General features: G+C 68.4%; 21 protein-coding genes, 1 tRNA gene and 1 riboswitch. Of the genes, 10 read left to right on the top strand and 12 right to left on the bottom strand.

Translation table 11 applies throughout. The annotated features are described in order from the left end of the window. The first annotated feature begins 80 nt into the window (after nt 1-80). Nucleotides 81-953: a subclass B3 metallo-beta-lactamase gene (gene bla, locus ACVCMI_RS09260; protein WP_447099048.1), complete on the top strand. Its 873-nt coding sequence runs from the start codon at nt 81-83 to the stop codon at nt 951-953. 18 nt (nt 954-971) lie between these two features. Here the strand turns inward: bla and ACVCMI_RS09265 are convergent, their stop codons facing one another. Further along, nucleotides 972-1,895, bottom strand: coding sequence for an MBL fold metallo-hydrolase (locus ACVCMI_RS09265; RefSeq protein ID WP_447099047.1), 924 nt, complete (start codon nt 1,893-1,895; stop codon nt 972-974). A 151-nt stretch (nt 1,896-2,046) separates the two neighbouring features. Here ACVCMI_RS09265 and ACVCMI_RS09270 point away from each other — a divergent pair, with 151 nt between their 5' ends. Together ACVCMI_RS09270 and ACVCMI_RS09275 are read left to right on the top strand one after the other, a co-directional pair. Further along, on the top strand, nt 2,047-2,388 hold the full coding sequence (locus ACVCMI_RS09270) for a hypothetical protein (protein WP_395118175.1): 342 nt from the start codon (nt 2,047-2,049) through the stop codon (nt 2,386-2,388). A gap of 9 nt (nt 2,389-2,397) precedes the next feature. Beyond that, nucleotides 2,398-2,826, top strand: a complete 429-nt coding sequence (locus tag ACVCMI_RS09275) for a DUF2231 domain-containing protein (protein ID WP_395118177.1) — start codon at nt 2,398-2,400, stop codon at nt 2,824-2,826. On the opposite strand, the gene alkB is transcribed toward ACVCMI_RS09275, so the two are convergent. The 5 genes from alkB to ACVCMI_RS09300 all read right to left on the bottom strand — a co-directional run bounded on the left by alkB (nt 2,804) and on the right by ACVCMI_RS09300 (nt 7,798). Beyond that, nucleotides 2,804-3,460: a DNA oxidative demethylase AlkB gene (alkB, locus tag ACVCMI_RS09280; protein WP_447099046.1), complete on the bottom strand. Its 657-nt coding sequence runs from the start codon at nt 3,458-3,460 to the stop codon at nt 2,804-2,806. The two genes, ACVCMI_RS09275 and alkB, sit on opposite strands and share 23 nt — an antisense overlap. Further along, nucleotides 3,457-4,188, bottom strand: a complete 732-nt coding sequence (locus ACVCMI_RS09285; RefSeq protein WP_447099045.1) for a 2OG-Fe(II) oxygenase — start codon at nt 4,186-4,188, stop codon at nt 3,457-3,459. The genes alkB and ACVCMI_RS09285 overlap by 4 nt, the downstream gene beginning before the upstream one ends. Further along, nucleotides 4,185-5,261 carry a bifunctional DNA-binding transcriptional regulator/O6-methylguanine-DNA methyltransferase Ada gene (ada, locus tag ACVCMI_RS09290; RefSeq protein ID WP_447099044.1) on the bottom strand — a complete coding sequence of 359 codons (1,077 nt, stop codon included), beginning with the start codon at nt 5,259-5,261 and terminating at the stop codon, nt 4,185-4,187. The genes ACVCMI_RS09285 and ada overlap by 4 nt, the downstream gene beginning before the upstream one ends. Nucleotides 5,262-5,415: 154 nt before the next feature. Then, entirely contained in the window at nt 5,416-6,117 is a 702-nt protein-coding gene (locus ACVCMI_RS09295) for a pirin family protein (protein WP_447099043.1), read from the bottom strand. A 118-nt stretch (nt 6,118-6,235) separates the two neighbouring features. Continuing rightward, nucleotides 6,236-7,798, bottom strand: coding sequence for an SDR family NAD(P)-dependent oxidoreductase (locus tag ACVCMI_RS09300; RefSeq protein ID WP_447099042.1), 1,563 nt, complete (start codon nt 7,796-7,798; stop codon nt 6,236-6,238). Nucleotides 7,799-8,078: 280 nt separating this feature from the next. Between ACVCMI_RS09300 and ACVCMI_RS09305 the strand changes: the two genes are divergently transcribed. Continuing rightward, on the top strand, nt 8,079-8,975 hold the full coding sequence (locus tag ACVCMI_RS09305) for a hypothetical protein (protein WP_395118189.1): 897 nt from the start codon (nt 8,079-8,081) through the stop codon (nt 8,973-8,975). A 15-nt stretch (nt 8,976-8,990) separates the two neighbouring features. Here the strand turns inward: ACVCMI_RS09305 and gcvP are convergent, their stop codons facing one another. Continuing rightward, nucleotides 8,991-11,858, bottom strand: a complete 2,868-nt coding sequence (gene gcvP / locus ACVCMI_RS09310) for an aminomethyl-transferring glycine dehydrogenase (protein WP_447099041.1) — start codon at nt 11,856-11,858, stop codon at nt 8,991-8,993. Between the two features lie 38 nt (nt 11,859-11,896). Continuing rightward, a riboswitch (glycine riboswitch) is annotated at nt 11,897-11,994 on the bottom strand. Nucleotides 11,995-12,185: 191 nt separating this feature from the next. Here gcvP and ACVCMI_RS09315 point away from each other — a divergent pair. Continuing rightward, a complete protein-coding gene (locus ACVCMI_RS09315) occupies nt 12,186-12,593 on the top strand; it encodes a VOC family protein (RefSeq protein ID WP_447099040.1) in 408 nt (135 codons plus the stop codon). Nucleotides 12,594-12,801: 208 nt separating this feature from the next. Here the strand turns inward: ACVCMI_RS09315 and ACVCMI_RS09320 are convergent. Next, nucleotides 12,802-12,888: transfer RNA gene (locus tag ACVCMI_RS09320), tRNA-Leu, on the bottom strand. Nucleotides 12,889-13,022: 134 nt separating this feature from the next. Between ACVCMI_RS09320 and rnr the strand changes: the two genes are divergently transcribed. Genes rnr through ACVCMI_RS09335 form a run of 3 tightly spaced genes read left to right on the top strand, consistent with a single transcriptional unit; the run spans nt 13,023 to nt 16,743 of the window. Then, nucleotides 13,023-15,722 carry a ribonuclease R gene (gene rnr, locus ACVCMI_RS09325; RefSeq protein ID WP_447099039.1) on the top strand — a complete coding sequence of 900 codons (2,700 nt, stop codon included), beginning with the start codon at nt 13,023-13,025 and terminating at the stop codon, nt 15,720-15,722. Next, nucleotides 15,719-16,465 (top strand): 23S rRNA (guanosine(2251)-2'-O)-methyltransferase RlmB, encoded by a 747-nt coding sequence (rlmB, locus tag ACVCMI_RS09330; RefSeq protein WP_447099038.1) that lies wholly within the window; start codon nt 15,719-15,721, stop codon nt 16,463-16,465. The genes rnr and rlmB overlap by 4 nt, the downstream gene beginning before the upstream one ends. Next, entirely contained in the window at nt 16,462-16,743 is a 282-nt protein-coding gene (locus ACVCMI_RS09335) for a CBU_0592 family membrane protein (RefSeq protein ID WP_395118204.1), read from the top strand. Before rlmB ends, ACVCMI_RS09335 begins: the two co-directional genes overlap by 4 nt. A gap of 45 nt (nt 16,744-16,788) precedes the next feature. Here ACVCMI_RS09335 and rnt read toward each other — a convergent pair whose 3' ends face one another. Beyond that, on the bottom strand, nt 16,789-17,478 hold the full coding sequence (gene rnt / locus ACVCMI_RS09340; protein WP_447099037.1) for a ribonuclease T: 690 nt from the start codon (nt 17,476-17,478) through the stop codon (nt 16,789-16,791). Between the two features lie 12 nt (nt 17,479-17,490). After that, nucleotides 17,491-17,997: a redoxin family protein gene (locus ACVCMI_RS09345; protein ID WP_447099036.1), complete on the bottom strand. Its 507-nt coding sequence runs from the start codon at nt 17,995-17,997 to the stop codon at nt 17,491-17,493. A gap of 132 nt (nt 17,998-18,129) precedes the next feature. Here ACVCMI_RS09345 and ACVCMI_RS09350 point away from each other — a divergent pair, with 132 nt between their 5' ends. Both ACVCMI_RS09350 and ACVCMI_RS09355 read left to right on the top strand, forming a co-directional pair. Further along, entirely contained in the window at nt 18,130-18,582 is a 453-nt protein-coding gene (locus tag ACVCMI_RS09350; RefSeq protein WP_395118210.1) for an Hsp20/alpha crystallin family protein, read from the top strand. A 106-nt stretch (nt 18,583-18,688) separates the two neighbouring features. Continuing rightward, nucleotides 18,689-19,585: a DnaJ C-terminal domain-containing protein gene (locus ACVCMI_RS09355; protein WP_447099035.1), complete on the top strand. Its 897-nt coding sequence runs from the start codon at nt 18,689-18,691 to the stop codon at nt 19,583-19,585. Between the two features lie 204 nt (nt 19,586-19,789). On the opposite strand, the gene typA is transcribed toward ACVCMI_RS09355, so the two are convergent. Continuing rightward, nucleotides 19,790-21,616: a translational GTPase TypA gene (typA, locus tag ACVCMI_RS09360; protein WP_447099034.1), complete on the bottom strand. Its 1,827-nt coding sequence runs from the start codon at nt 21,614-21,616 to the stop codon at nt 19,790-19,792. A 221-nt stretch (nt 21,617-21,837) separates the two neighbouring features. Continuing rightward, entirely contained in the window at nt 21,838-23,235 is a 1,398-nt protein-coding gene (locus tag ACVCMI_RS09365) for a GntP family permease (RefSeq protein WP_395118216.1), read from the bottom strand. Nucleotides 23,236-23,308: the final 73 nt, after the last annotated feature.

The raw sequence follows: 23,308 nt of genomic DNA on the forward strand, positions 1-23,308 counted from the left end.
CGCAATTTGCCAGCGATGCGCCCGCGCCAGCGCCGCGTCGTCGGCGAGCATGACGGCCTCGTCCCCACGGAATCCCCGGCATGAATCCATCTCTCCGCGCGTTATGGTTTGTTGTCACCTTGACGGTGGCGGGTTTCGCGCAAGCGGATGAGGCGCGCTGGAGTGCGCCGCAAAAGCCCTTCCACATTCATGGCAACAGCTGGTACGTGGGCACGCAGGGATTGAGCGCGATCCTGATCACCTCGCCGCAGGGCCATGTGCTGATTGACGGCACGCTGGAAGGCAACGTGCCGCAGATCGAGGCGAACATCCGCGCGCTCGGTTTCCGCTTGCGCGACGTGAAGCTGATCCTCAACTCGCACGCCCACTTCGACCACGCCGGCGGCATCGCCCGTTTGGCTCGTGACAGCGGCGCCTCGGTGGCGGCCAGTGCGGCCGGGGCGAAGGAGCTGCGGTCCGGCGGCAACGACCCGGACGATCCGCAGTACGGCATGGCGACACGCTATCCGGCGGTGGCATCGGTGCAAGTGGTCGCCGATGGCGCGGCAGTGCGGGTGGGGCCGATCGCGGTCACGGCGCACTACACGCCCGGCCATACGCCTGGCAGCACGTCCTGGACCTGGCGCTCGTGCGAGCAGGGGCGCTGCCTTGCGCTGGCCTATGTCGACAGCCTCACCGCGCTCAGCCGCGACGGCTTCCGCTACAGCGACGACCCGGCGCGCGTGGCGGCTTTCCGCCGGTCCTTCGCGACCGTCGCCGCGCTGCCGTGCGACATCCTGATCACCCCGCATCCCGAAGCCAGCGGCTTCATGCAGAAGATTGCCGCACGCGATCGCGAGCACGACTCCGCGGCCCTGATCGACGCCGGTGCCTGCCGCGCCTATGCCGCGGCGGCGCAGCCGCGCTTCGAGGCGCGGCTGGCACAAGAGCGGCGCGACGCACGCGCAAAGTGAGCTGCCAGCGGCGGGCGCTCAGCGCCCCAGCCACACCTCCAGCCCCTGCGCGTTCAGTTCGATGTCCATGCCCAGCAACTGGCGCAGCGCGTCGCGTCCCTGCTGCCAGCCATGGGCCTGCGCGCGGGCGGCATAGAGCCCGGTGAGCGATTCCACCAGCACGGCATGCCGCTCGGGCGAGCCGTGCGCGGCGCGGGCGATGGCCACCATCGCGTCGATCTGCGCATGCAGGTCGGCGGCCAGCCGCTCGACGCTCTCCACCCGGCCGTAATGGGTGAGGTACATCGCCTCGGGTTTCAGCGCGAGCAGCCGCTCGATCGACGCATGCAGCGCCTCCGGATCGAACTGCACCGGCGAGGTGGTGGGCAGGATGAACGGACCGTTCGCGGTGTCGAAGTCGCGATAGGAAAGGCCGAATACGTCGCCAGTGAAAAAGACGTTGGCGCGTGCGTCGTGGATGGCGATGTGGTGGCGCGCATGGCCCGGCGTATCGAGGCAGCGCAGGGTGCGTCCGGCAAGGTCGACGACGTGGCCGTCCCCCGCCTCGACCACGCGCTCGGCAGGCACTGGCCGCAAGCGTCCATACGTCTGTTCCATCACCGACTCGCCGTACACCGCGCTGGCGCCGGCCCACAGCACACTGGGGTCGATCATGTGGCGTGCTCCGCGCGGATGCACCACCAGCTTCGCGTTCGGCAGTTGTGCGATCAGCTCGCCGGCGCCGCCGGCGTGGTCCAGGTGCACGTGGGTGAGGATCAGCCAGTCGACGTCCGCCGGCGCGATGCTGGCCTCATCCAGTGCCGCCAGCATGCGCGGCACGGCGAAGTTGGTGCCGCAGTCGATGAAGGCGCCGCGGCCGTTCTCCACGATGAGGTAGGCCGCATCGAACCGCGGCCGCACGAAGCCGGTGTCGATGGTGTGGATGCCGTGGGTGGGTGTCATGTCTGCCTCGCGAACCGGACGATCCGACGAGGGTAGCAAGCCGCGGCGGCGCGGGCACCTGCACCATGGTCGAGCGCGGGAACCTTTGGGCAACCCGCCGCATCGGATCGAATGCTGCTCACTTCATCAACGTGCCAATCGGGGGAACGACATGCTGCTCTATGCGATTCTGGTTTTTGCGATCGCCGCCATCGGCGGCCTGGTGCTGGCTTCCAGCGTGCTGCGCGGCAAGCTGGCGCCGTGGGCAATTTCCTTGCTGCACGCGCTGCTGGGCGCCAGCGGCCTGGTGCTGTTGATCCTGGTGGTGCTGCAGGGTGCGGCGCCGGCACGGCTCACCGCGGCGCTGGCCCTGCTGGTACTGGCCGCGCTGGGCGGTTTCTTCCTCGCCTCGTTCCATCTGCGCAAGCAGGTTGCGCCGAAGGCCGTGGTATTGGTGCACGCCGGCGTCGCGGTGGCGGGTTTCCTGACCCTGCTCAGCCTGCTGCTGGCCTGAGTCGCTGTCATGCGCCATCCGCTGCATCCGGCCCTGGTGCATTTCCCGATTGCCTGCTGGTCGCTGGCCACCGCGGCGGATCTGGCCAGCCTGGCCTGGGGCGAACCGGCGTGGCGCTTCGCCGGCATCCTGCTGCTGGCGGGGATCGGCTTCTCGATCCCCGCCATGCTGGCCGGCCTGCTCGAACTGGCCAAGGTCGCCGAAGACAACCCGGCGCTCAAGGACGTCAACCGCCACATGCTGATGGTGATGGGCGCGCTCTGCTGCTACGTGGCCAGCCTGTTCCTGCGCCTGCACGGCACGCATTTCATCGCGCCGAGCCTGCTGGCGATCGCTCTGAGCGTGTCGGGTTTCCTGTGCCTGGCCGTGGCCGGCTGGCTCGGCGGCAAGCTGGTGTACGGACACCGGCTCGGCGTCAGCCCGCCCGACGAAACGTGAGATTGATCCGGGTCTCGCCCAGCAGCGGGTGATGATGTGGCTTCAACGGCAGCACGCCGTGATAGCGCAGCCGCGCCGGACCGCCCCACACGACCACGTCGCCGTGCGCCAGCGGCACGCGTTGCGGGCGATCCGCGCGCTGCAGGCCGCCGAACAGGAACACGGCCGGGATGCCCAGCGAGACCGACACGATCGGCTGGCCCAGGTCGCGTTCATCGCGGTCCTGGTGCAGGCTCAACCGGGCGCCGGCCTCGTAGCGGTTGAGCAGGCAGGCATCCGGCACGAAGCCGGTGAAACCGACGTGCGCCGCCGCGGCATCGGCCAGTTGCAGGAAGACCGCCGGCATCGGTGGCCAGGGCCGGCCGCTGTCCGGGTCGATCGGGTCGTAGCGGTAGCCACGACGATCGCTGACCCAGCCCAGCGGCCCCGCATTGGTCATCGCCACCGACATGCGCAAGCCGCCGGGTGTGACCAGGTGGCGGAACGGTGCCTGCGCCGTGATCGCATCGAGCGCCTGCAGCAACACCGCCTCGCTGGCCAGGGCAAACCCGCGCAACACCATCGCGCCCTCGCACAATGGCTCGTCCCGGCGGGCAGGCGCAGGCGTGGCGGCGAACAGGTCGGCGCTGATCATGTGGCGTCGTGGAAGATGATGCCAAGCGTGTGGCGATGGCCGCGGCGCACGCGGCTGACGCCGTGGCGCATGTTCACCCGGTAGCTGCCGCGGGTACCTTGCAGCGGCCGCTGGTGCACCGCGAACAGCACCGCATCGCCCTGGCGCAGCGGCACCACCTCGATGCGCGACTGCATGCGCGGGCGCTGCTCGGTCAGCACGAACTCGCCGCCGCTGAAATCGCGCCCCGGCTCCGACAGCAGGATCGCCAGCTGCAGCGGGAACACGTGCTCGCCGTACAGGTCCTGGTGCAGGCAGTTGTAGTCGCCGGTGCCGTACTGCAGCAGCAACGGAGTGGGGCGGCGCTGGCCGGCGGCGTGGCAGCGTTCGATGAATTCGGCATGCGTGGCGGGGTAGCGCGCGGGCAGTCCCATCGACGCGTTCCAGCGGTTCGCGATCGGCGCCAGCCGCGGGTAGACCGCGCTGCGCAGCCCGGCCACCAGCTCGGGCAGGGGGTAATCGAAATAGCGGTATTCGCCACGGCCGAAACCGTGGCGGGCCATCGGCACGCGGCTGCGGAAATGTTCGTCGTCCGCGTACATGCTTGCCAGCTTCGCGCACTCCTGCGGCGACAGCAGGGCCTCCAGCATCGCGCAGCCGTGTGCGTCGAGTTCATCGCCGATGCCGGCCCAGTCGTATGCCTGCAGCCGCGCACCGGTGTCGGGGGCAGGGCGCAGTTGCGCGTTCATGCCTGCGCCTCGCGCTCCAGCAGCGCGCGTTTGCGCGGCACGCCCCAGCGGTAGCCGGACAGGTCGCCGTCGTTGCGCACCACGCGGTGGCAGGGGATCGCCACCGCCAGCATGTTGCCGGCACATGCCTGCGCCACCGCCCGCGAAGCCTTGGGCGCGCCGATGCGCCGCGCGATCTCGCTGTAGCTGGCCGTGCTGCCGACCGGGATCTCGCGCAACGCCTGCCATACGCGCTGCTGGAACGCGGTGCCGCGCACGTCCAAGGGCAGATCCAGTCCCAGCGCAGGGGCTTCGACAAAGCCGACCACCTGCGCCACCAGGCGCTCGTAGTCGCGGTCGCCGCCGATCAGCCTGGCCCTGGGGAAGCGATCCTGCAGCTCGCGCGCGAGCGCGTCGGGGTCGTCGCCGAGCAGGATCGCGCACACGCCGCGCGCGCTCTGCGCCACCAGGATCGCGCCGAGCGAGCAGGCGCCGATGGCGAAGCGGATCTCGCTGTCGGCACCGCCGGCGCGATAGCGCGAGGGCGTCATGCCCAGCACCTCGTTCGCCGTTTCGTAGAAGCGGCTACTGGCGTTGTAGCCCGCATCGAAGATCGCCTCGGTCACCGTGTGGCTGCGCTCCAGGCCGCTGCGCACGCGGCGGTTGCGATGCGCCGTGGCGTACTGCTTCGGGGTCACCCCGGCAACCGCCTTGAACACGCGGTGGAAGTGGAAGGGGCTGAGTCCGCTCGGTTGCGCCAACTGTTCGAGCGTGGGTACGGTCTCGGCCTGCTCGATCAGTCGGCAGGCGGCGGTGACCATCGCCGCCTGCTGCTCTGCGAGCGATGGCTGGTCGGGCCGGCAGCGCCTGCACGGGCGAAAGCCGGCGCGCTCCGCCTCGGCGGCGGTGGCGTGGAACGCCACGTTCTCGGGGCGGGCGGGGCGCGCCGCGCAGGACGGCCGACAGTACACGCCGGTGCTGCGCACCGAGTAGAAGAAGCTGCCGTCGGCACGCGCATCGCGTGCCTGCACGGCGGCCCAGCGCGGGTCGGCGAGGGTGGCGGCACGTGCGGCCTGTTTCTCGGGAGTTTTCATGGCTGTTCCTTCCGTCGGATTATCGCTCAAGGCGCAATCTACGGACCGGCAGCCACCGCGGCACTCCGGGTCTTGCGATCGAATTGGAGCTGGCCGTGCCGGCGCCCGCCGGGGCGTCGGCACCGGGCGCCACTCGTGCCCGCATGCGCGAAGCTCAGGGCGCGGTATCGACCAGCACCAGCTCGGCGTCTTCCAGCGCGGTGACCTTCAGCGTCGACTCCTGGCGGATCGCGGCGCCGTCGCGGGCGTCCAGTTGCACGCCATTGAGGTCCACCTTGCCGGTGGCCGGTACCAGGTAGGCGTAGCGGCCGGGGGGCAGCAGGTACTCGGTGCTTTCGCCGGCCTTCAGCGTGGCGCCCAGCACGCGCGCATCGGTGCGCAGCGGCAGCGCCTCGGTGTCGTCCTTGAAGCCGCTGGCCAGTGCCACGAAGCGCCCGGAACGATCGCCCCTGGGAAACGGCCGCGCGCCCCACGACGGCGGCTGGCCGTTCTCGTCGGGGATGATCCAGATCTGGAAGATGCGCGTGGTCACATCCTCCCGGTTGTACTCGCTGTGGGTGATGCCGCTGCCGGCGCTCATCACCTGCACGTCGCCGGCCTCGGTGCGGCCGGCGTTGCCCAGGCTGTCCTGGTGGCTGATCGCGCCTTCGCGCACGTAGGTGATGATCTCCATGTCCGCGTGCGGGTGCGGCGGGAAGCCGGTCTGCGGCGCGATGGTGTCGTCGTTCCACACGCGCAGCGCGCCCCAGCCCATGCGATTCGCGTCGTGGTAGCTGGCGAAGGAGAAATGGTGTTTGGCGTTGAGCCAGCCGTGGTCGGCTCCGCCCAGGCGGTCGAAGGGTCTGCGTTCAATCACGGCGTTGCTCCTCATGCTTGATCGCGCCGGATGGCGCCTGTCCGCAAGATAAGGCTACGCAGTGCCGTCTGAAACCGGCGCGAAGGAAACGGATTGTCGTCGCCCCGGCACCAGTGGCTCACCAGTCGGTGGGGCGGTAGTCCTTCAGGAACTGGCCCCACACATGCTCGCCGGTGTTGATGCCGTGGATGATCGGGTCGACGATGCGTGCGGCGCCGTCGACGATGTCCAGCGGTGGGTGGAAGCGTTCCTCGCGCACTTTCTTCGCCGCCAGCTCGGCGGGGTCCTCGTCGGTCACCCAGCCGGTGTCGACGCTGTTCATGTGGATGCCGTCGTTGTGGTAATCGGTGGCCGCGGTGCGCGTCATCATGTTCAGCGCGGCCTTGGCCATGTTGGTGTGCGGGTGGCGGGTGGTCTTGAAGCTGCGGTAGAACTGGCCCTCCATCGCCGACACGTTGACGATGTGTTTGTCGCGCTCGGGCGTGCGCAGCATCAGCGGCTTCAGCCGCGCGTTGATGATGAACGGCGCGATCGCGTTGACCAACTGCACCTCCAGCAATTCGACCGACGGCACCTCGGCCATCAGCAGCCGCCACGAGTTGCGCTGGCGCAGGTCGACCTGCTGCAGGTCCTGATCCAGTCGGCCCTCGGGAAACAGGTGGCTCTGCGCCAGCAGTTCTTCCGGCAGCAGCGGCAGCTGCGACAGCTCGGCGGCCCGGCTCAGCCCGGGCAGGTCGGCGCCGCGACTGGCCAGCGCGCTGCTGCCGGGCAGGATCTCCGCGCCGCGCAGGCCTTCGTAATGGCCGACCAGCCGGCGCACGTGCTCGGGCAGCTCGTGCAGCGCGGCGGTCTCGCCTTCCATCATGTGTGCGTAGAAATCCGGCGGGCGGCGCACGGTCTGGCAGGCGTTGTTGATGATGAAGTCCAGCCGCGGCCGGGTTGCCACCAGTTTCTGGCAGAACGCCTCGACGCTGGGCGTGTGGCGCAGGTCCAGGCCGTAGACCTGCAGGCGGTGGCCCCAGTCGGCGAAGTCCGGCTCGGCCGCGTAGCGCGCCGCCGAGTCGCGCGGGAAGCGCGTGGTGACGATCAGCTCGGCGCCGGCGCGCAGCAGCTTCAGGCCGGCCTGGTAACCGATCTTCACCCGGCCGCCGGTGAGCAGTGCCACGCGCCCGCGCAGGTCGGCCAGTTCGCTGCGCTTGGTGTAGTTGAACGCGGCGCATTCCGGGCACAGCTGGTCGTAGAAGAAATGGATGGTCGAGTACTTGCGCTTGCACACGTAGCAGTGCTTCGGCTCGACCGACTCGCGCGGCTGCGCGGCGTCGGCCGCGGGCGGCACGTCGTGCGGCAGGAAACCTTCCGGCGCGAACGCGTTCGGCGTGGTGAACACCGGCTTGCGGCGCAGGGCGCGGATGCCGGTCTGGTTCAGCACGGTGTCTTCGGCCTGGATGCGCGCGGCGTGGCGTTGTTTCTCCGCGGCCTTGAGGCGAATCCGGCGCGCGCCCGGTTCGGGGTGGTACATCCGTGCCACGGCCTGGTGCAGCTGTTGGCGTTCCGCGACGGGCAGCCGCTCGAGCAGCCCGCGGTCGTCGGCAATGGTCTGCAGCAGCCGGATGGCGGCACGCGCCTGCGCCAGCAGTTCGGCGTCCGTTTCGTCGGCAGAGGGCGGGCAGGTCGTGGTCATGAGGGCGTCGGTCGTGGTCGAACAGGGCATCGCCGGCGCGCTGCGGGCCGGGCCGCACGCGGGTTGCGCGGGAAGCGAGCCACCCATGATGCCTGTTTTTGCGCCAATCGCGGTAATCGGGTGTCGACGGGATCAACCCCGGAATGAGCTCTGTGCCACATTTCGTGCCTTCGACGTGTGCCATCGTGAGCGCGAGGCCGCCTGGTGAGGGCGGTCAGTCCATCAGATCCGGGGCATCGCGGCAGGACATTCGCATCAGCCCCGGCAAACAGGTCGGTTTGTGCGCAAGTCCAGTTCAGTTTTCCTCGCCCATTTCGGGCCATCGGTGATCGGCAACCCCGGGTCCCGCCTTCGTTTTCTTTTCCTGCCGGCGCGCGAGGCTTGCGACCGGCATGCGACTTACCACGGCCATCTGGTCAAGGCCGAAATCCTGCTCGACCGCATCGCCGCCGCCCAGACGGCCGGGTTGCGCGCGGTTGCGCCGGCACTGGACGATGCGGACGAAGCGCGCGCCACGGTCAAGCCGCCACGCGACCTGTTTTCCCCCACCACGCTCGAATATCGCCGCTGGTACACGCCGGATGGCAGCGCGCGGGCGCAACCGTTGACGCGTGAGGCACTGGCCGACCTGCTGGGCGCGGATGGCTTGTCGCCGCGCGAGGCACTCGACCGCGCCACCCACCGTTCGCATGCATTGCCTGCGGCGGATCAGGCATGGCTGATCCGCCGACGCAGCCTGCCGGTGCAGCAGCGTCCGCTGAATCGCCGCGAGTTCCACGAGCTGGTCGACGCGCTCGACGGTGCCTGGCAGGCCCCGGCCGGTGCGCCGGAGGTGACGCGCCACAACCGGCGGCTTGCGCTGCAGGTGGCAACGTCGCTGGCCGGCATGCTCGATGAACATGTCGCGCCGCCGTTCCGCGTCGAGGCATTGAACGAGGCGTTCAACGAACGTCTGCTGGTCCACCTGCGCCAGAGCATCGACGCATTTTGCCGGGCCAACGCAGTCTGCGCGGTGCTGCTGGCGGGGCCCAAGGCGTGGTTTGCCGCCAAGGCCGCCCGCATGCGTGCCGAACATCAGGTCGCGCTGGTGTTGTCGACGCGCGCGCACTCCAGCGGGGTCGGCCCGCGTGCCGGGAACGCGCAGCCCGCGGGCATGCCGCGGGCTGCAACCGGCTGAGCCTGCCCTTCGGGCTCAGGCCTCGGCTTCTTCCTTGTACGCATCCACCGGGATGCAGGCGCACATGATGTGCTTGTCGCCGTAGACGTTGTCGACGCGGGCGACCGGCGGCCAGTACTTCTGCAGCTTCAGGCTGGCCAGCGGGAAGGCGGCCAGTTCGCGCGGGTAGGCGTGGGTCCACTCGCTGGCGCTGACCATGGTGGCGGTGTGCGGGGCGTTCTTCAGCGGGTTGTCCTCGCGGTCGAGCTTGCCTTCCTCGATCGCGCGGATCTCGTCGCGGATCTGGATCATCGCGTCGATGAAGCGGTCCAGCTCGATTCGCGATTCGCTCTCGGTCGGTTCCACCATCAAGGTGCCCGACACCGGGAAGCTCAGCGTCGGCGCGTGGAAGCCGAAGTCGATCAGCCGCTTCGCCACGTCCTCGGCGCCGATGCCGGTGGCGTCCTTGAGAGGGCGCAGGTCGAGGATGCACTCGTGCGCCACCAGCCCGTTGCGGCCGGTGTACAGGGTGGGGTAGTGCGCTTCGAGCCGCTTGGCGATGTAGTTGGCGTTGAGCAGGGCCACTTGCGTTGCCTTGCGCAGGCCCTGCTGGCCCATCATGACGATGTACATCCAGCTGATCGGCAGAATCGAGGCGCTGCCGAAGCTTGCCGCAGAAACCATGCCGACCGGGCTTTCCTCGCCGAACTTCCTCGGCAGGAACGGGGCGAGGTGCGACTTCACCGCGCACGGGCCGACACCCGGGCCGCCACCGCCGTGCGGGATGCAGAAGGTCTTGTGCAGGTTCAGGTGCGACACGTCCGAGCCCCACTTGCCGGGCTTGGCCACGCCGACCAGCGCGTTCATGTTGGCACCGTCGGTGTACACCTGGCCGCCGTGCGCGTGCACGATCTCGCAGATCGCCACGATGTCCTCCTCGAACACGCCATGCGTGGACGGGTAGGTGATCATCAGCGCGGCGAGACGGTCCGAATACTTCTCGGCGGCGCGGCGGATGTCCTCGACGTCGACGTTGCCGTTGCTGTCGCACTTGGTCACCACCACGGTCATGCCGCACAGGTGCGCGGAGGCCGGGTTGGTGCCGTGGGCGGATTCGGGGATCAGGCAGATGTCGCGATGCGCTTCGCCGCGCGAGCGGTGGTAGGCGCGGATCGCCAGCAGGCCGGCGTACTCGCCCTGCGCGCCGGAGTTCGGCTGCAGGCTCACCGCGTCGTAGCCGGTGCATTCGACCAGCATCGCTTCCAGCCCGTCGATCAGTTCCTTGTAACCCTGCGCCTGGGCGGCCGGCGCCAGCGGATGGATGTTGGCGAATTCCGGCCAGGTGACCGGGATCATCTCGGCGGTGGCGTTGAGCTTCATGGTGCACGAGCCCAGCGGGATCATCGTGCGATCCATCGCCAGGTCCTTGTCGGCCAGCGCGCGCATGTAGCGCAGCAACTCGTGCTCGCTGTGGTGCGTGTTGAACACCGGGTGGGTGAGGAAGTCGCTCTTGCGCAGCAGCGTGCGTGGCAGCGCGTCGTGGACTTCGGCATCGAGCGCGTCGATGTCGATCTCGGCACCGAACAGGCCCGCCAGTGCGACGACGTCGGCGCGGGTGGTGGTCTCGTCCAGGCTGATGCCGAGGCTGCTGGCGTCCAGCTCGCGCAGGTTGATGCCTGCAGCGCGGGCCTTGGCATGGACAGCGGCGGCGTCGATGCCGGTGATGTGCAGCGTATCGAAGAAATCGCCGCCCACCTTCACGCCGGCCCGACGCAGCGCGACGGTCAGGATCGCGGCCAGGCGATGCGTGCGGCGCGCGATGCGGGTGAGCCCGGCGGGGCCGTGGTAGACCGCGTACATGCTGGCCATCACCGCCAGCAGCACCTGCGCGGTGCAGATGTTGGAGGTGGCCTTCTCGCGGCGGATGTGCTGCTCGCGCGTCTGCAGGGTGAGGCGGTAGGCCGCCTTGCCCTCGGTGTCGATCGACACGCCGATCAGGCGGCCCGGCATCGAGCGCTTGTACGCGTCGCGGCAGGCCATGAACGCGGCGTGCGGGCCGCCGAAGCCGAACGGCACGCCGAAGCGCTGCGAGTTGCCCACCACGATGTCGGCGCCCCATTCGCCGGGCGCGGCGATCAGGGTCAGCGCGAGCAGGTCGGTGGCGACCGCGACCACGCCGCCGCGCGCGTGCACGGCGTCGGCGATCGCCTGGTAATCGTTGATGCTGCCGAAGGTGTCCGGGTACTGCAGCAGCACGCCGAACGCATCGGTACCGGCCGCATCGCTGTCCGCGCCGACCACCAGTTCGATGCCCAGCGGTTCGGCGCGCGTGCGCACCACTTCCAGCGCCTGCGGGTGCACGCCGCTGGACACGAAGAACACGTTCGACTTCGACTTGCACGAGCGCTTGGCCAGGGTCATCGCCTCGGCCGCGGCGGTGGCCTCGTCCAGCAGCGAGGCGTTGGCGATCTCCATCCCGGTGAGGTCGGCGCACATCGTCTGGAAGTTGATCAGCGCCTCCATGCGGCCCTGCGAGATCTCCGCCTGGTACGGCGTGTACGCGGTGTACCAGGCCGGATTCTCCAGGATGTTGCGCAGGATGACGTTCGGCGTCAGCGTGCCGTAATAGCCCTGGCCGATGAAGCTGCGGAACACCTGGTTCTTGCCGGCGATCGCGCGGATCTTGGCCAGCGCGGCCTCCTCGGTGATCGCTTCGGGCAAGGCCAGCGGGGCGGCGGACTTGATCGAGCCGGGAACGATGGCGTCGGTCATCGACTCCAGCGAATCGTGGCCGATCACGCGCAGCATCTGTGCGATCTCGGCGTCGTCCGGACCGATGTGGCGTTCGATGAACGCGCCGTGGTGTTCGAGGTCGCGCAGGGAGGTCGGGTTCTTCGAGGTCATGAAAGGGCATCCGCAGACAACGTGCCGTGCCGCACGTGGGGCGCCCCTCTGTCCTTTTGCCTGAGAGTTTGGAAACGCGGCGGCGTTTCGTGCCCCTTCGGCGGCGGATTCAACCGCTCTCTCCAGAGTGTTTGACGCGTGGTGGTGTGGGGCCTGAGCGATTACGGGCGTTGCGTCTTCGGCAGCCGGTGCTCCGGTCGGGAGCGCGCGGCTTCTCCCACCATGCGTTTTACCCCGGCGATTATACAGGTCGGGCACGTGTGCGGCGGGCGCGGTTCAGGTGGAACCGGCACTATGCTTGGCGCCCCGTCCAGTGGAGGAACCCGCATGCTCCGCATCGGCGAGATCGACCACGTGGTGCTGCGCGCCATCGACCCGGTGGCCATGCAGCGCTTCTATTGCGACGTACTGGGTTGCCGCGAGGAGCGGCGCCAGGACGAGATCGGCCTGGTGCAACTGCGTGCCGGCGCCTCGCTGATCGATCTGGTGGCGATCGACGGCAAGCTCGGCCGTCTCGGCGGCGCGGCACCGGCTGCACAGGGCCACAACATGGACCACCTGTGCCTGCGCGTGGAGGATTACGACGAGGCGGCGATCCTGGCCCATCTGCGGGCGCACGGCGTGCGCATCGGCGAGTCGGGTTCGCGCTATGGCGCGCGAGGCGAGGGTCCTTCGATCTACCTCTACGACCCGCAGGGAAACATGGTCGAGTTGAAGGGGCCGGCAATCGCTTGAAGTGCGAAAGACTGCACGCACACCGTTCGCTCCGAGCGTGGCGCAGCGAAGTCGAAGGGCTCGTCGGCTCCCGCGTGGCGACCCTTCGACTTCGACGCTTCGGTCTACGCTCGGGGCGAACGGTTCACGCGGGGCGGACGTCTTCCTGACTTCAATGCAAACCCTGAAAAGACGAAGGCCGCCTTGAAAGGCGGCCTTCGTTTACAATTGGTGCCCAGAAGAGGACTCGAACCTCCACGGAGTTGCCCCCGCTAGCACCTGAAGCTAGTGCGTCTACCAATTCCGCCACCTGGGCAAGGTGCCACACTGCTCAGCGAGCTGCGTGAGCCGCGTAATGTAGGCATCGACCGCTGGCTTGTCAACTCTTTTTCACCCTCATCGCACGCGCCGTGTCATTCTCTGCGCCGCGTGACACCACAAGGATACTTAGTGACCAGAAAAACTCCCCCCACGTCCGGCCGTTCCCCGGATGCGCGCCCCCCGAAGAAAACCGGCAGTCGCTCGTCGCGCGGGCCATCCGCGCCGGACAAGCGCGGCAAGGCTGCCACCGGCGCCGTGCGCGACCCGCATGCCAATCGCGAGGCACAGCGCTATGCGCGCCCCATCCCCAGCCGCGAGGCGATCCTCGCCCTGCTGGAAGAGCGCGGCGAACTGCTGACCGAAGCGCGCATCGCCGACGCGCTGCAGATTCACGATGAAGTCGACCTCGAGGCACTGCGCAAGCGGCTCGCGGCGATGGTGCGCGATGCCCAGTTGCTGCTGGGCCGGCGCGGCGGCTACGCGCCGACGCGCAAGCTCGACCTGATCGCCGGCCGCGTGCTGGCCAACGCCGAGGGCTACGGGTTCCTGCGCCCCGACGAGGGCGGCGAAGACCTGTACCTGTCGCCGCAGCAGATGCGTACGGTGCTGCATGGTGATCGCGTGCTGGCCAGCGTGGTCGGCATCGACCGTCGCGGCCGCAAGCAGGGTGCGATCGCCGAAGTGCTGGAACGTCGCTCGCCGCGCCTGGTCGGCCGCGTGTTGATCGAGGATGGCGTCACCCTGGTCACGCCCGACGATCGCCGCCTGAACCAGGACGTGATCATCAAGCCGGGCCAGGAGCAGAGCGCCGAGTCCGGCCAGATCGTGGTGGTGGAGATCACCGACCCGCCGACGCCTTACCGCGGTCCGCTGGGCGAGATCCGCGCGGTGCTGGGTAATCGCCTGCAGCCCTCGCTGGTGGTGGAGATGGCGATCGCCAGCCACGACCTGCCGCACGAATGGCCGGCCGAAGTGTTGCGTGATGCGGCGCAGGTGGAAGCGGAGGTGACCGCTGCCGAGCGGGAAGGCCGTACCGACATCCGCAAGCTGCCGCTGGTCACCATCGACGGCGCCGATGCCCGCGACTTCGACGATGCGGTGTATGCCGAGCCGAAGCGTGGTGGTGGCTGGCGGCTGATCGTGGCGATCGCCGACGTGTCGCACTACGTGCAGGCAGGCAACGCGCTGGATCGCGAGGCATACGAGCGCAGCACGTCCACCTATTTCCCCGGCTTCGTCGTGCCGATGCTGCCGGAGACGCTTTCCAACGGCATCTGCTCACTGAACCCGAAGGTCGAGCGGCTGTGCATGGTCTGCGACATGACCGTCGACGCCGAGGGCAACGTCGCCCGTTCGAAGTTCTACGACGCGGTGATGCGCTCGCATGCGCGGCTGACCTACGACAAGGTGTGGCAAGCGGTCGGCCTGCGCGAGAAGGACGCACGCCACGAGGTCGCCGACGTGCTGCCGCAGCTCGAGAACCTGCACGCGCTGTACAAGGCGATGGCGGCGCAGCGCAAGCGCCGCGGCGCGATCGACTTCGAGACGCCGGAGGTGAAGTTCCGTCTCGACCAGAGCGGCGGCGTGGAGTCGATGGGTGCCACCGAACGCAACGACGCGCACAAGCTGATCGAGGAGTGCATGATCGCGGCCAATGTGCAGGCCGCGCTGTTCCTGGAGAAGAGGAAAATCCCCGCGCTGTTCCGCGCACACGAGCCGCCGCCGGCGGAGAAATACGAGGACCTGCAGCAGTTCCTGCGCGAGTTCAAGCTGCGCATGCCGCCGGTGGAGGAGGTGACCCCGGCCGACTTCTCCGAGATCCTCGCGCTGGTGCGCGATCGCCCCGAGCGCGAACTGATCCAGAGCGTGCTGCTGCGCTCGCAGAGCATGGCCGCCTACCAGCCCGACAACCGCGGCCACTTCGGCCTGTCGCTGCAGGCGTACGCGCACTTCACCTCGCCGATCCGTCGTTATCCCGACCTGCTGGTGCATCGCGCGATCCGTTACGCGTTGACCGGCGGCAAGCCCAGCGACTACACCTACACGCCCGCCGAGGTGGCGGCTATGGCCGTGCATTGCTCGCAGCGCGAGCGTCGTGCCGAGGAGGCCGAGCGCGACGTGGACGAGCGCTTCAAGTGCGCGTGGATGGAGAAGCACATCGGCAGCGAGTTCGACGGCGTGGTCACCGGGGTCACCTCGTTCGGCCTGTTCGTGGAGCTGGACGAATCGAAGGTTTCCGGCCTGGTGCACATCAGCCAGCTGGTGAACGACTACTACCACTTCGACGCGGTGCGCAAGCTGCTCAAGGGTGAGCGCACCGGCGCGCAGTTCCGCCTCGGCGACCACGTGCGCATCCAGGTGCTGCGCGCGAGCCTGGAGGATCGCAAGATCGACTTCCGCCTGGTCTCGCCGCGCACGTCGGCCCCGGCTCCGGCCCCGACCGGCAGCGGCAAGGCGTATGACTATGCCGCCGCGGGCGAGCGCTATTCGCTGCCGAAGAAGGCGGCCGCCACGACCAAGGCACCGGGCATGTTCGGTCGCGCCGCCAAGGCGATCGGCCGCGCATTCGGCCGCAAGGAGGCCGAGGTTGCCACACCGGCGCCGGCCCCGCGCAAGGCTGCGGCGAGCGATAGTCCGCCGCCGCGTGCACAGCCGCCGGCAGGGCGCCAGCATGCCGGCGGCCAGCATCAGGGCCGCAGGGTCGAACCGTCGTCCGATCGTCGCCCGCGCAAGGACGGTTCCGCCAGGCGCGCGCCGGCCCCGGCTGCCGTCCCGCCGGCGCCGAAGAAGCACGGCGGCCGCAAACCGAAACCGAAAGGCAAGCCATGAGTGAGAGCTGGATCGTCGGCATCAATCCCGTCGAGGGCGCATTGAGCAACGATGCCGAGCGCGTGCGTGAGCTGCTGGTGGAGAACGGCCAGCGCAACGCCCGCGTGCTGGAGCTGGCCGAGCGCGCAAAGAAGCTGGGCATCGCGGTACGCCACCGTCCGCGCGAGGAGCTGGACAAGCACGCGGGCGAAGCGCGCCACCAGGGCGTGGCGGCGCGTTACGAGGCGGCGCCGGCCGCGCACGAAAGCGACCTTGCCGGCCTGCTCGAACGCGACGGCAGCGATACCCTGGTGCTGGTGCTGGACGGTGTCACCGATCCGCACAACCTCGGCGCCTGCCTGCGCAGCGCCGCCGCGGCGAAAGTCACCGCGGTGATCGTGCCGAAGGATCGCGCGGTCGGCCTCACGCCGGTGGTGCGCCGCGCCTCGGCCGGCGGCGCCGACCGGGTACCGCTGATCGCGGTGACCAACCTGGCGCGTACACTGCGCGAGCTGAAGGATGCCGGCGTGTGGATCACCGGCCTGGCGGGCGACACCGAGACCACGATCTACGGTATCGACTTCAAGGGACCGGTGGCGCTGGTGCTGGGCAGCGAAGGCGAGGGCATCCGCCGGCTCACCCGCGAACTGTGCGATTTCGTGGCGAAGATCCCCATGCCCGGTTCGATGGAAAGCCTCAACGTCTCCGTCGCCACTGGCGTGGCCTTGTTCGAGGCGTTGCGCCAGCGCGGAGCGAAGCGATGACTTTCTTCTGGTACGACTGGGCCGGCTATCTCGGGGTGGCGCTGGTGTTGCTGGCCTTTCTGCTGCTGCAGGGGCATCGCCTGCATGGCAACGGGCTGATCTACCAGACGATGAACATTTTCGGCGCGCTCGGTGTGCTGTTGTCGCTGGTATTCGGCAGCTTCAACCTGTCCGCCTTCCTGCTGGAGGCCGCCTGGATCGCCATCGGCGTCTATGGCGTGGTGAACAACTGGCGTCGTCGTCGCACGATGCCGCCGCCGGCTGGCCACGCGCCATAGGTTGGCTGCCTGAATCCGCGTGCCGCCGGTTCCGCGGGTGGCCCGTCAGGCGATCGGGACGTCGCCACCTCGCGCACCGGACGCGCCGAGGTCGAGGCTCGCCCGTTCCACCAGCTCCAGTTGCCGCCAGCGGTTGACGATGCTGCAGAACAGCTCGGCGGTGCGCTCGGCGTCGTAGACGGCCGAATGCGCCTCGCGGCTGTCGAAGGTCAAGCCCGCCGCCAGTACCGCCTTGCTCAGCACGGTCTGGCCATAGGCCAGGCCGGCCAGGCTGACCGTGTCGAAACAGCTGAACGGATGGAACGGATTGCGCTTGTACCCGCAGCGGCGCACCGCCTGGTTGAGAAAGCCCAGGTCGAAGGCGGCGTTGTGGCCGACCAGGATCGCCCGCTGGCAACCCGCCTCGCGCACCGCCTCGCGCACCACCTGGAAAACGTGGTCCAGCGCCTGGCGTTCGGGCAGGGCGCCGCGCAATGGATTGTCCGGATCGATCCCGGTGATCTCCAGCGAACGGGGATCGAGGTTGGCGCCGGGGAACGGCTCCACGTGGGTGGTGACCAGCTCCTTGGTGCTCAGGAAGCCGGCCTCGTCGATGCGCAGCGGTATCGCGGCGATTTCCAGCAGCGCATCGTGTTCGGCATCGAAGCCGCCCGTCTCCACGTCGACCACGACCGGCAGGAAACCACGGAAACGCTCGGCCATGCGGGCCACGGCAGGGTTGTTGACGATATCCATCGGCGCAGCATATCAGCCGCCGTGCGGTGCACCCGGCGCCTTGCCGATCGCCGCGAGCATCGCCTCGGCGGTGGACACGCGCAGTTCGCCCGGCGCTTCCAGCTGCAATTGCCGCACCACGCCATCCTCGGCATACAGCGCGAACCGGCGCGCGCGGATGCCCATGCCGAAGTCGCTGCCATCCAGTTCCAGGCCCAGCGCGCGGGTGAAGCTGGCGTTGCCGTCGGCCAGCATCAGCAACCCGCGCGGCACGTGCTGCGCAGCCGCCCACGCCTGCATCACGTAGGCGTCGTTGACCGCGAGGCACATCACCGCGATGCCGCGCGCCTGGAACTCGGCGAACGCCGCCACGTAGCCGGGCAGGTGATGGTTCGAGCAGGTCGGCGTGAACGCGCCAGGCACGCCGAACAGCACGGCCTTGCGTCCGCCGAACAGCGCGCCTGTGTGCACGGGCCGGATGTCGCCGTCGATCATCTTGATCGCGACGTCGGGCAGGGTGTCCCCGGGTTGGATGGTCATGGATCGCTCAATGGTGAACAACGCTTGCATGCTAGTGGTTTTGGCGGTCGGGTGCCTTGAATCGCCGCGGCGAGCACCTATTTCCGGAGCAGGCGGCGATCACGCCGCAAACCCGTCAGAGGAGGCACTGAAATGAACGTGAGCCGTCAATCCGTGTGGAACCGCGAGTTCGGTACGCCGGACGATTTCCGCCAGGTCATGAGCCGCTTTTTCGGCGCCGGCGACAATGACCAGTCCACCGTGGAAACCAGCCAGTGGGCGCCGCGGGTGGACATCCGCGAGGAAGACAAGCGCTTCATGATCCTGGTCGACGTGCCCGGCGTGGACCCGTCCACGATCGAGGTGAGCATGGACAAGAGCATCCTCACCATCAAGGGCGAACGCACCGTCGACAACGAAAAGGACGGCGGCAGGCTGACCCGGCAGGAGCGCGTCTACGGCACCTTCCATCGCCGCTTCTCGCTGCCGGAAAGCGCCGACGCGGAGAACATCAGCGCGCATGGCCGTTTCGGCGTGCTGGAGATCGCGATTCCGAAGAAGCCCGAAACCACGCCGCGTCGCATCGCGATCGACACCGGCAACTGACCTGCGCTGCACACGCAACGCGGTATGAAGACCCGCCCCGTCGTGGATAATGCTCCGCGGCGGGGCGCAGCCTTTCGGGCTGCGGTACCGACGAATAGGAGCGGGTGTGGAATTCAAAGATTATTACGAGATCCTCGGCGTCAAGCCTGACGCCAGCGAGGCCGACATCAAGGCGGCGTATCGCAAGTTGGCGCGCAAGTACCACCCGGACAAGAACAAGGACGCGGGCGCCGAGGAGAAGTTCAAGGCGGTCAACGAAGCCAACGAGGTGTTGAAGGACGCCGAGAAGCGGCGCTCCTACGACCAGCTGCGCGCCGGCGGTTATCGCCAGGGCGAGCAGTTCCGCCCGCCGCCGGGCTGGCAGGAGCAACAGGGCTTCGGTGGCGACGCCGGTGATTTCAGCGATTTCTTCGAAAGCCTGTTCGGTCGCGGCGCTGCGCATGGCGGCCATCGCGGCCAGCCGCGGCCGCGGCGTGGGCAGGACGTGCAGGCCTCGGTGCAGATCGACCTGCAGACCGCCTTCGACGGCGGCCCTACGCGGTTGGCCATGCACGATTCGTCCGGCGGCGAGCGCGTGCTCGAGGTGAAGATCCCCGCCGGCATCCAGAGCGGCCAGGTGATCCGTCTCTCGGGCCAGGGTCAGTCGGGCATGGGCGGTGGACCCAAGGGCGACCTGCTGCTGGAAGTGATCATCCGCGACGACCCGCGCTTTCGCCTCGACGGTCGCAATGTCGTCCACGTGCTGCCGATCGCGCCGTGGGAAGCCGCGCTGGGCGCGACCGTACCGGTGCCGACGCTGGCGGGCACCGTGGACCTGCGCATCCCCGCCGGCTCGCAGTCAGGCCGCAAGCTGAGGCTGAAGGGGCGCGGCATGCCGGGCAACAATCCCGGCGACCAATTGGTGGAATTGTCCATCCGCACGCCGGCGGCCGACAGCGATGCGCAGCGCAAGGCCTATGAGGTCTTGCGGAAGAGTTTCGCGGACTACGATCCGCGAGGCTGAAGTTCCGCACGTCGTAGGGCGGGCACCGCCCGCCATCGGCGCGCCGGAAAGGGCGGTCGGCGGGCAGTGCCCGCCCTACCCAGTGCTTTCCCTTACATGACGAAGAGCATCGCGCACAGGGTGCGCTCCTGCAGATGACGCGGCCGCCGGCAAGCAAAAGGCCGCCTCGCGGCGGCCTTCCGTTCAATCACACGAGATGACCACTCAGCTGCGCGAGGCGCGCTTGCGGTCGATCTCGGTGAGGTGTTTCTTGCGCAGGCGGATTTCCTTCGGGGTGACCTCGACCAGCTCGTCGTCGTCGATGAAGTCCAGTGCCTGTTCCAGGGTGAACTTGATCGCGGGGGTGAGCTGGATCGCGTCGTCCTTGCCCGAGGCGCGCATGTTGGTCAGCGGCTTGGGCTTGATCACGTTGACGGTGAGGTCGTTGTCCTTGGCGTGGATGCCGACCAGCTGGCCTTCATACACGTTGTCGCCCTCGGCGGCGAACAGCTTGCCGCGATCCTGCAGCGGCCCGAGCGAATAGGCGGGGGTGGTGCCGCCGGCATTGGCGATCATCACGCCGTTCTGCCGCTTGGCGATCTGGCCTTCTTCCTTCGGGCCGTAGTGGTCGAACACGTGGAACAGCAGGCCCGAGCCCTGGGTCAGGGTCTTGAACTGGTTCTGGAAGCCGATCAGGCCGCGCGCCGGGATTTCGTAATCCAGCCGCACGCGGCCCTTGCCGTCGGATTCCATGTTCTTCAGCTGGCCCTTGCGCATGCCCAGCTTCTCCATCACGCCGCCCTGGTGGATTTCCTCCACGTCGACCACCAACTGCTCGATCGGCTCCATCTTCTGGCCGTCGATCTCCTTGATGATGACTTCCGGGCGTGACACGGCCAGTTCGTAGCCTTCGCGGCGCATGTTCTCGATCAGCACCGACAGGTGCAGCTCGCCGCGGCCGGAGACCAGGAACTTGTCGGCATCCGAACCCTGCTCCACCTTCAGCGCCACGTTGTGCACCTGCTCGCGCTCCAGCCGGTCCTTGAGCTGGCGGCTGGTGAGGAACTTGCCGCCGGAGAGATCCTTGTTGCCGGCGAACGGCGAATTGTTGACCTGGAAGGTCATCGAGATCGTCGGTTCGTCCACGGTCAGCGCAGGCAGCGCTTCGGGCGTGTCCAGCGCGCAGATGGTGTCGGAGATGGTCAGGTCGGCGATGCCCGAGATGGCCACGATGTCGCCGGCCTCGGCGGTTTCCTGCTCGATCCGCTCCAGGCCGAGGAAGCCGAGCACCTGCAGCACCTTGCCCTGGCGCTTCTTGCCGTGACGGTCGATCACCGCCACCGGCATGTTCTTCTTCAAGGTGCCGCGCTGGATGCGGCCGATGCCGATCACGCCGACGAAGTTGTTGTAGTCGAGCTGGCTGATGCGCATCTGGAACGGGCCGTCAGGGTCCACGTCCGGCTTGCTGACGTGCTGCATGATCGCCTCGTACAGCGGGGTCATGTCGCCCTCGCGCACGTTCTCGTCCAGGCCGGCGTAGCCGTTCAGCGCCGAGGCGTAGACGATCGGGAACTCCATCTGCTCGGGCGTGGCGCCGAGGCGGTCAAACAGATCCCATACCTGCTCGACGACCCACTCCGGGCGCGCACCGGGGCGGTCGACCTTGTTGATCACCACGATCGGCTTGAAGCCCATCGCGAACGCCTTTTGCGTCACGAAGCGGGTCTGCGGCATCGGGCCGTCCATCGCGTCGACCAGGATCAGCACCGAGTCGACCATCGACAGCACGCGCTCGACCTCGCCGCCGAAGTCGGCGTGTCCGGGCGTGTCGACAATATTGATGCGGTTGCCCCGCCACGTGATGGCGGTGTTCTTGGCCAGGATGGTGATGCCGCGTTCCTTTTCCTGGTCGTTCGAATCCATCACACGCTCGGCCAGCACGGTGCGCTCGTTCAGCGTGCCGGACTGCTTGAGCAGGCAGTCCACCAGCGTGGTCTTGCCGTGGTCGACGTGGGCGACGATGGCGATGTTGCGCAGATTTTCTATGGACATGGGATCGACTCGGGTGGCGCGTGCAGCCACCACGTGGGTAATTTGAGGGTTAACCGGTCGATTATACGGGTTTGTGCGCCCGCGTGTGGGCACCCGTGCGACAGCCGGTCAAGGCACGCGACACCACCCGCCTCGGCGAACGGCCGGTGGCACGGGTCGGTCATCGCCCGAGGCGGGCTTCGTCCCGGGGTTCAAGCGGCGGGCGGCGCGGGCGGAGTGCGCTAGACCACGCCCAGCAGGTAGTACGCGGTGATGACCACGGCCACGGCCAGGGTCTTGATCACGGTGATCGCGAAGATGTCCTTGTAGGACTGGCGATGGGTCAGCCCGGTGACCGCCAGCAGGGTGATCACCGCGCCGTTGTGGGGCAGGGTGTCCATGCCGCCGGAGGCCATCGCGGCCACGCGGTGCAGCACCTCCATCGGGATGCCGGCGGCGTTCGCGTTGTGGATGAAGGTCTCCGCCATCGCGCCCAGCGCGATGCTCATGCCGCCAGAGGCCGAGCCGGTGATGCCGGCCAGCGCGGTGACGGTGACCGCCTCGTTGACCAGCGGGTTGGGAATGGTGTGCAGCGCGTCGGCCACCAGCTTGAAGCCGGGCAGGGCGGCGATCACCGCGCCGAAGCCGTACTCCGAGGCGGTGTTCATCGAGGCCAGCAAGGCGCCGCCGACCGCCGCCTGAGTGCCTGCGGCCAGCCGCCCCATCACTGCACGCCAGGCGAACACCAGCACGCAAAGAATGCCTGCCAGCAGGGCGCCCTCGACCGCCCAGATCGCGGCGACCTTGGACACCTCCTGCACCACCGGCCTGGCGCTGCCGACCACGCTGGGCAGGAACGATTGCGTCTCGCCGTAGAGGTGCGGAATCCAGTCGGTGAACAGCTTGTTGCATACGCCGACCAGCACCAGCGGCAGCAGGGCGATCAGCGGATGCGGCAGGCGGGTGGCGTCGAACGGCTCCGGTTCGTTGACCAGGTTGCTGCCGTAGCCCTCGCCGGCCGCCGCGGCCTTGCGCCGGCGCCAGTCGAGATAGCCCAGGCCCACGACCAGGATGAAGATGCCGCCGATCGTGCCCAACCACGGCGCGGCCCAGGTATCGGTGCCGAAGAACGCGGTGGGGATGATGTTCTGGATCTGCGGCGTGCCGGGCAGCGAATCCATGGTGAAGGTGAACGCGCCCAGCGCGATGGTGCCGGGGATCAGCCGCTTGGGGATGTCGCTGGCGCGGAACAGTTCCGCCGCGAACGGGTAGACCGCGAACACCACCACGAACAGCGACACGCCGCCGTAGGTCAGCAGCGCGCACACCAGCACGATGGACAGGATCGCCCGGCTGCGCCCGACCAGGCCGATCGTCGCCGCCACGATCGACTTGGAGAACCCCGACAGCTCGATCAGCTTGCCGAACACCGCGCCCAGCATGAACACCGGGAAATACAGCTTGAGGAAACCGACCATCCTGTCCATGAACAGGCCGGTGAACATCGGTGCCACCAGCGCCGGCTCGGTCAGCAGCACCGCGCCCAGCGCGGCGATCGGGGCGAACAGGATCACGCTGTAGCCGCGGTAGGCCGCGAACATCAGGAAGCACAGCGCAGCCAGCACGATCAAGAATGCCATCCGTGATTTCCCCAGCCTCGTCAATGCGACAGGCGTCGAGTATCCCGGAGGCACCAGGGCGCGGGCACTGTAC

The organism is Rhodanobacter sp. UC4448_H15, assembly GCF_052978265.1.

Excerpts from the sequence above, each read along its gene's own strand:
- bla (WP_447099048.1), top strand. The coding sequence starts at position 81 with ATGAATCCATCTCTCCGCGCGTTATGGTTTGTTGTCACCTTGACGGTG.
- ACVCMI_RS09265 (WP_447099047.1), bottom strand. The coding sequence starts at position 1,895 with ATGACACCCACCCACGGCATCCACACCATCGACACCGGCTTCGTGCGG.
- ACVCMI_RS09270 (WP_395118175.1), top strand. The coding sequence starts at position 2,047 with ATGCTGCTCTATGCGATTCTGGTTTTTGCGATCGCCGCCATCGGCGGC.
- ACVCMI_RS09275 (WP_395118177.1), top strand. The coding sequence starts at position 2,398 with ATGCGCCATCCGCTGCATCCGGCCCTGGTGCATTTCCCGATTGCCTGC.
- alkB (WP_447099046.1), bottom strand. The coding sequence starts at position 3,460 with ATGATCAGCGCCGACCTGTTCGCCGCCACGCCTGCGCCTGCCCGCCGG.
- ACVCMI_RS09285 (WP_447099045.1), bottom strand. The coding sequence starts at position 4,188 with ATGAACGCGCAACTGCGCCCTGCCCCCGACACCGGTGCGCGGCTGCAG.
- ada (WP_447099044.1), bottom strand. The coding sequence starts at position 5,261 with ATGAAAACTCCCGAGAAACAGGCCGCACGTGCCGCCACCCTCGCCGAC.
- ACVCMI_RS09300 (WP_447099042.1), bottom strand. The coding sequence starts at position 7,798 with ATGACCACGACCTGCCCGCCCTCTGCCGACGAAACGGACGCCGAACTG.
- gcvP (WP_447099041.1), bottom strand. The coding sequence starts at position 11,858 with ATGACCTCGAAGAACCCGACCTCCCTGCGCGACCTCGAACACCACGGC.
- ACVCMI_RS09315 (WP_447099040.1), top strand. The coding sequence starts at position 12,186 with ATGCTCCGCATCGGCGAGATCGACCACGTGGTGCTGCGCGCCATCGAC.
- rlmB (WP_447099038.1), top strand. The coding sequence starts at position 15,719 with ATGAGTGAGAGCTGGATCGTCGGCATCAATCCCGTCGAGGGCGCATTG.
- ACVCMI_RS09335 (WP_395118204.1), top strand. The coding sequence starts at position 16,462 with ATGACTTTCTTCTGGTACGACTGGGCCGGCTATCTCGGGGTGGCGCTG.
- rnt (WP_447099037.1), bottom strand. The coding sequence starts at position 17,478 with ATGGATATCGTCAACAACCCTGCCGTGGCCCGCATGGCCGAGCGTTTC.
- ACVCMI_RS09345 (WP_447099036.1), bottom strand. The coding sequence starts at position 17,997 with ATGACCATCCAACCCGGGGACACCCTGCCCGACGTCGCGATCAAGATG.
- ACVCMI_RS09350 (WP_395118210.1), top strand. The coding sequence starts at position 18,130 with ATGAACGTGAGCCGTCAATCCGTGTGGAACCGCGAGTTCGGTACGCCG.
- typA (WP_447099034.1), bottom strand. The coding sequence starts at position 21,616 with ATGTCCATAGAAAATCTGCGCAACATCGCCATCGTCGCCCACGTCGAC.
- ACVCMI_RS09365 (WP_395118216.1), bottom strand. The coding sequence starts at position 23,235 with ATGGCATTCTTGATCGTGCTGGCTGCGCTGTGCTTCCTGATGTTCGCG.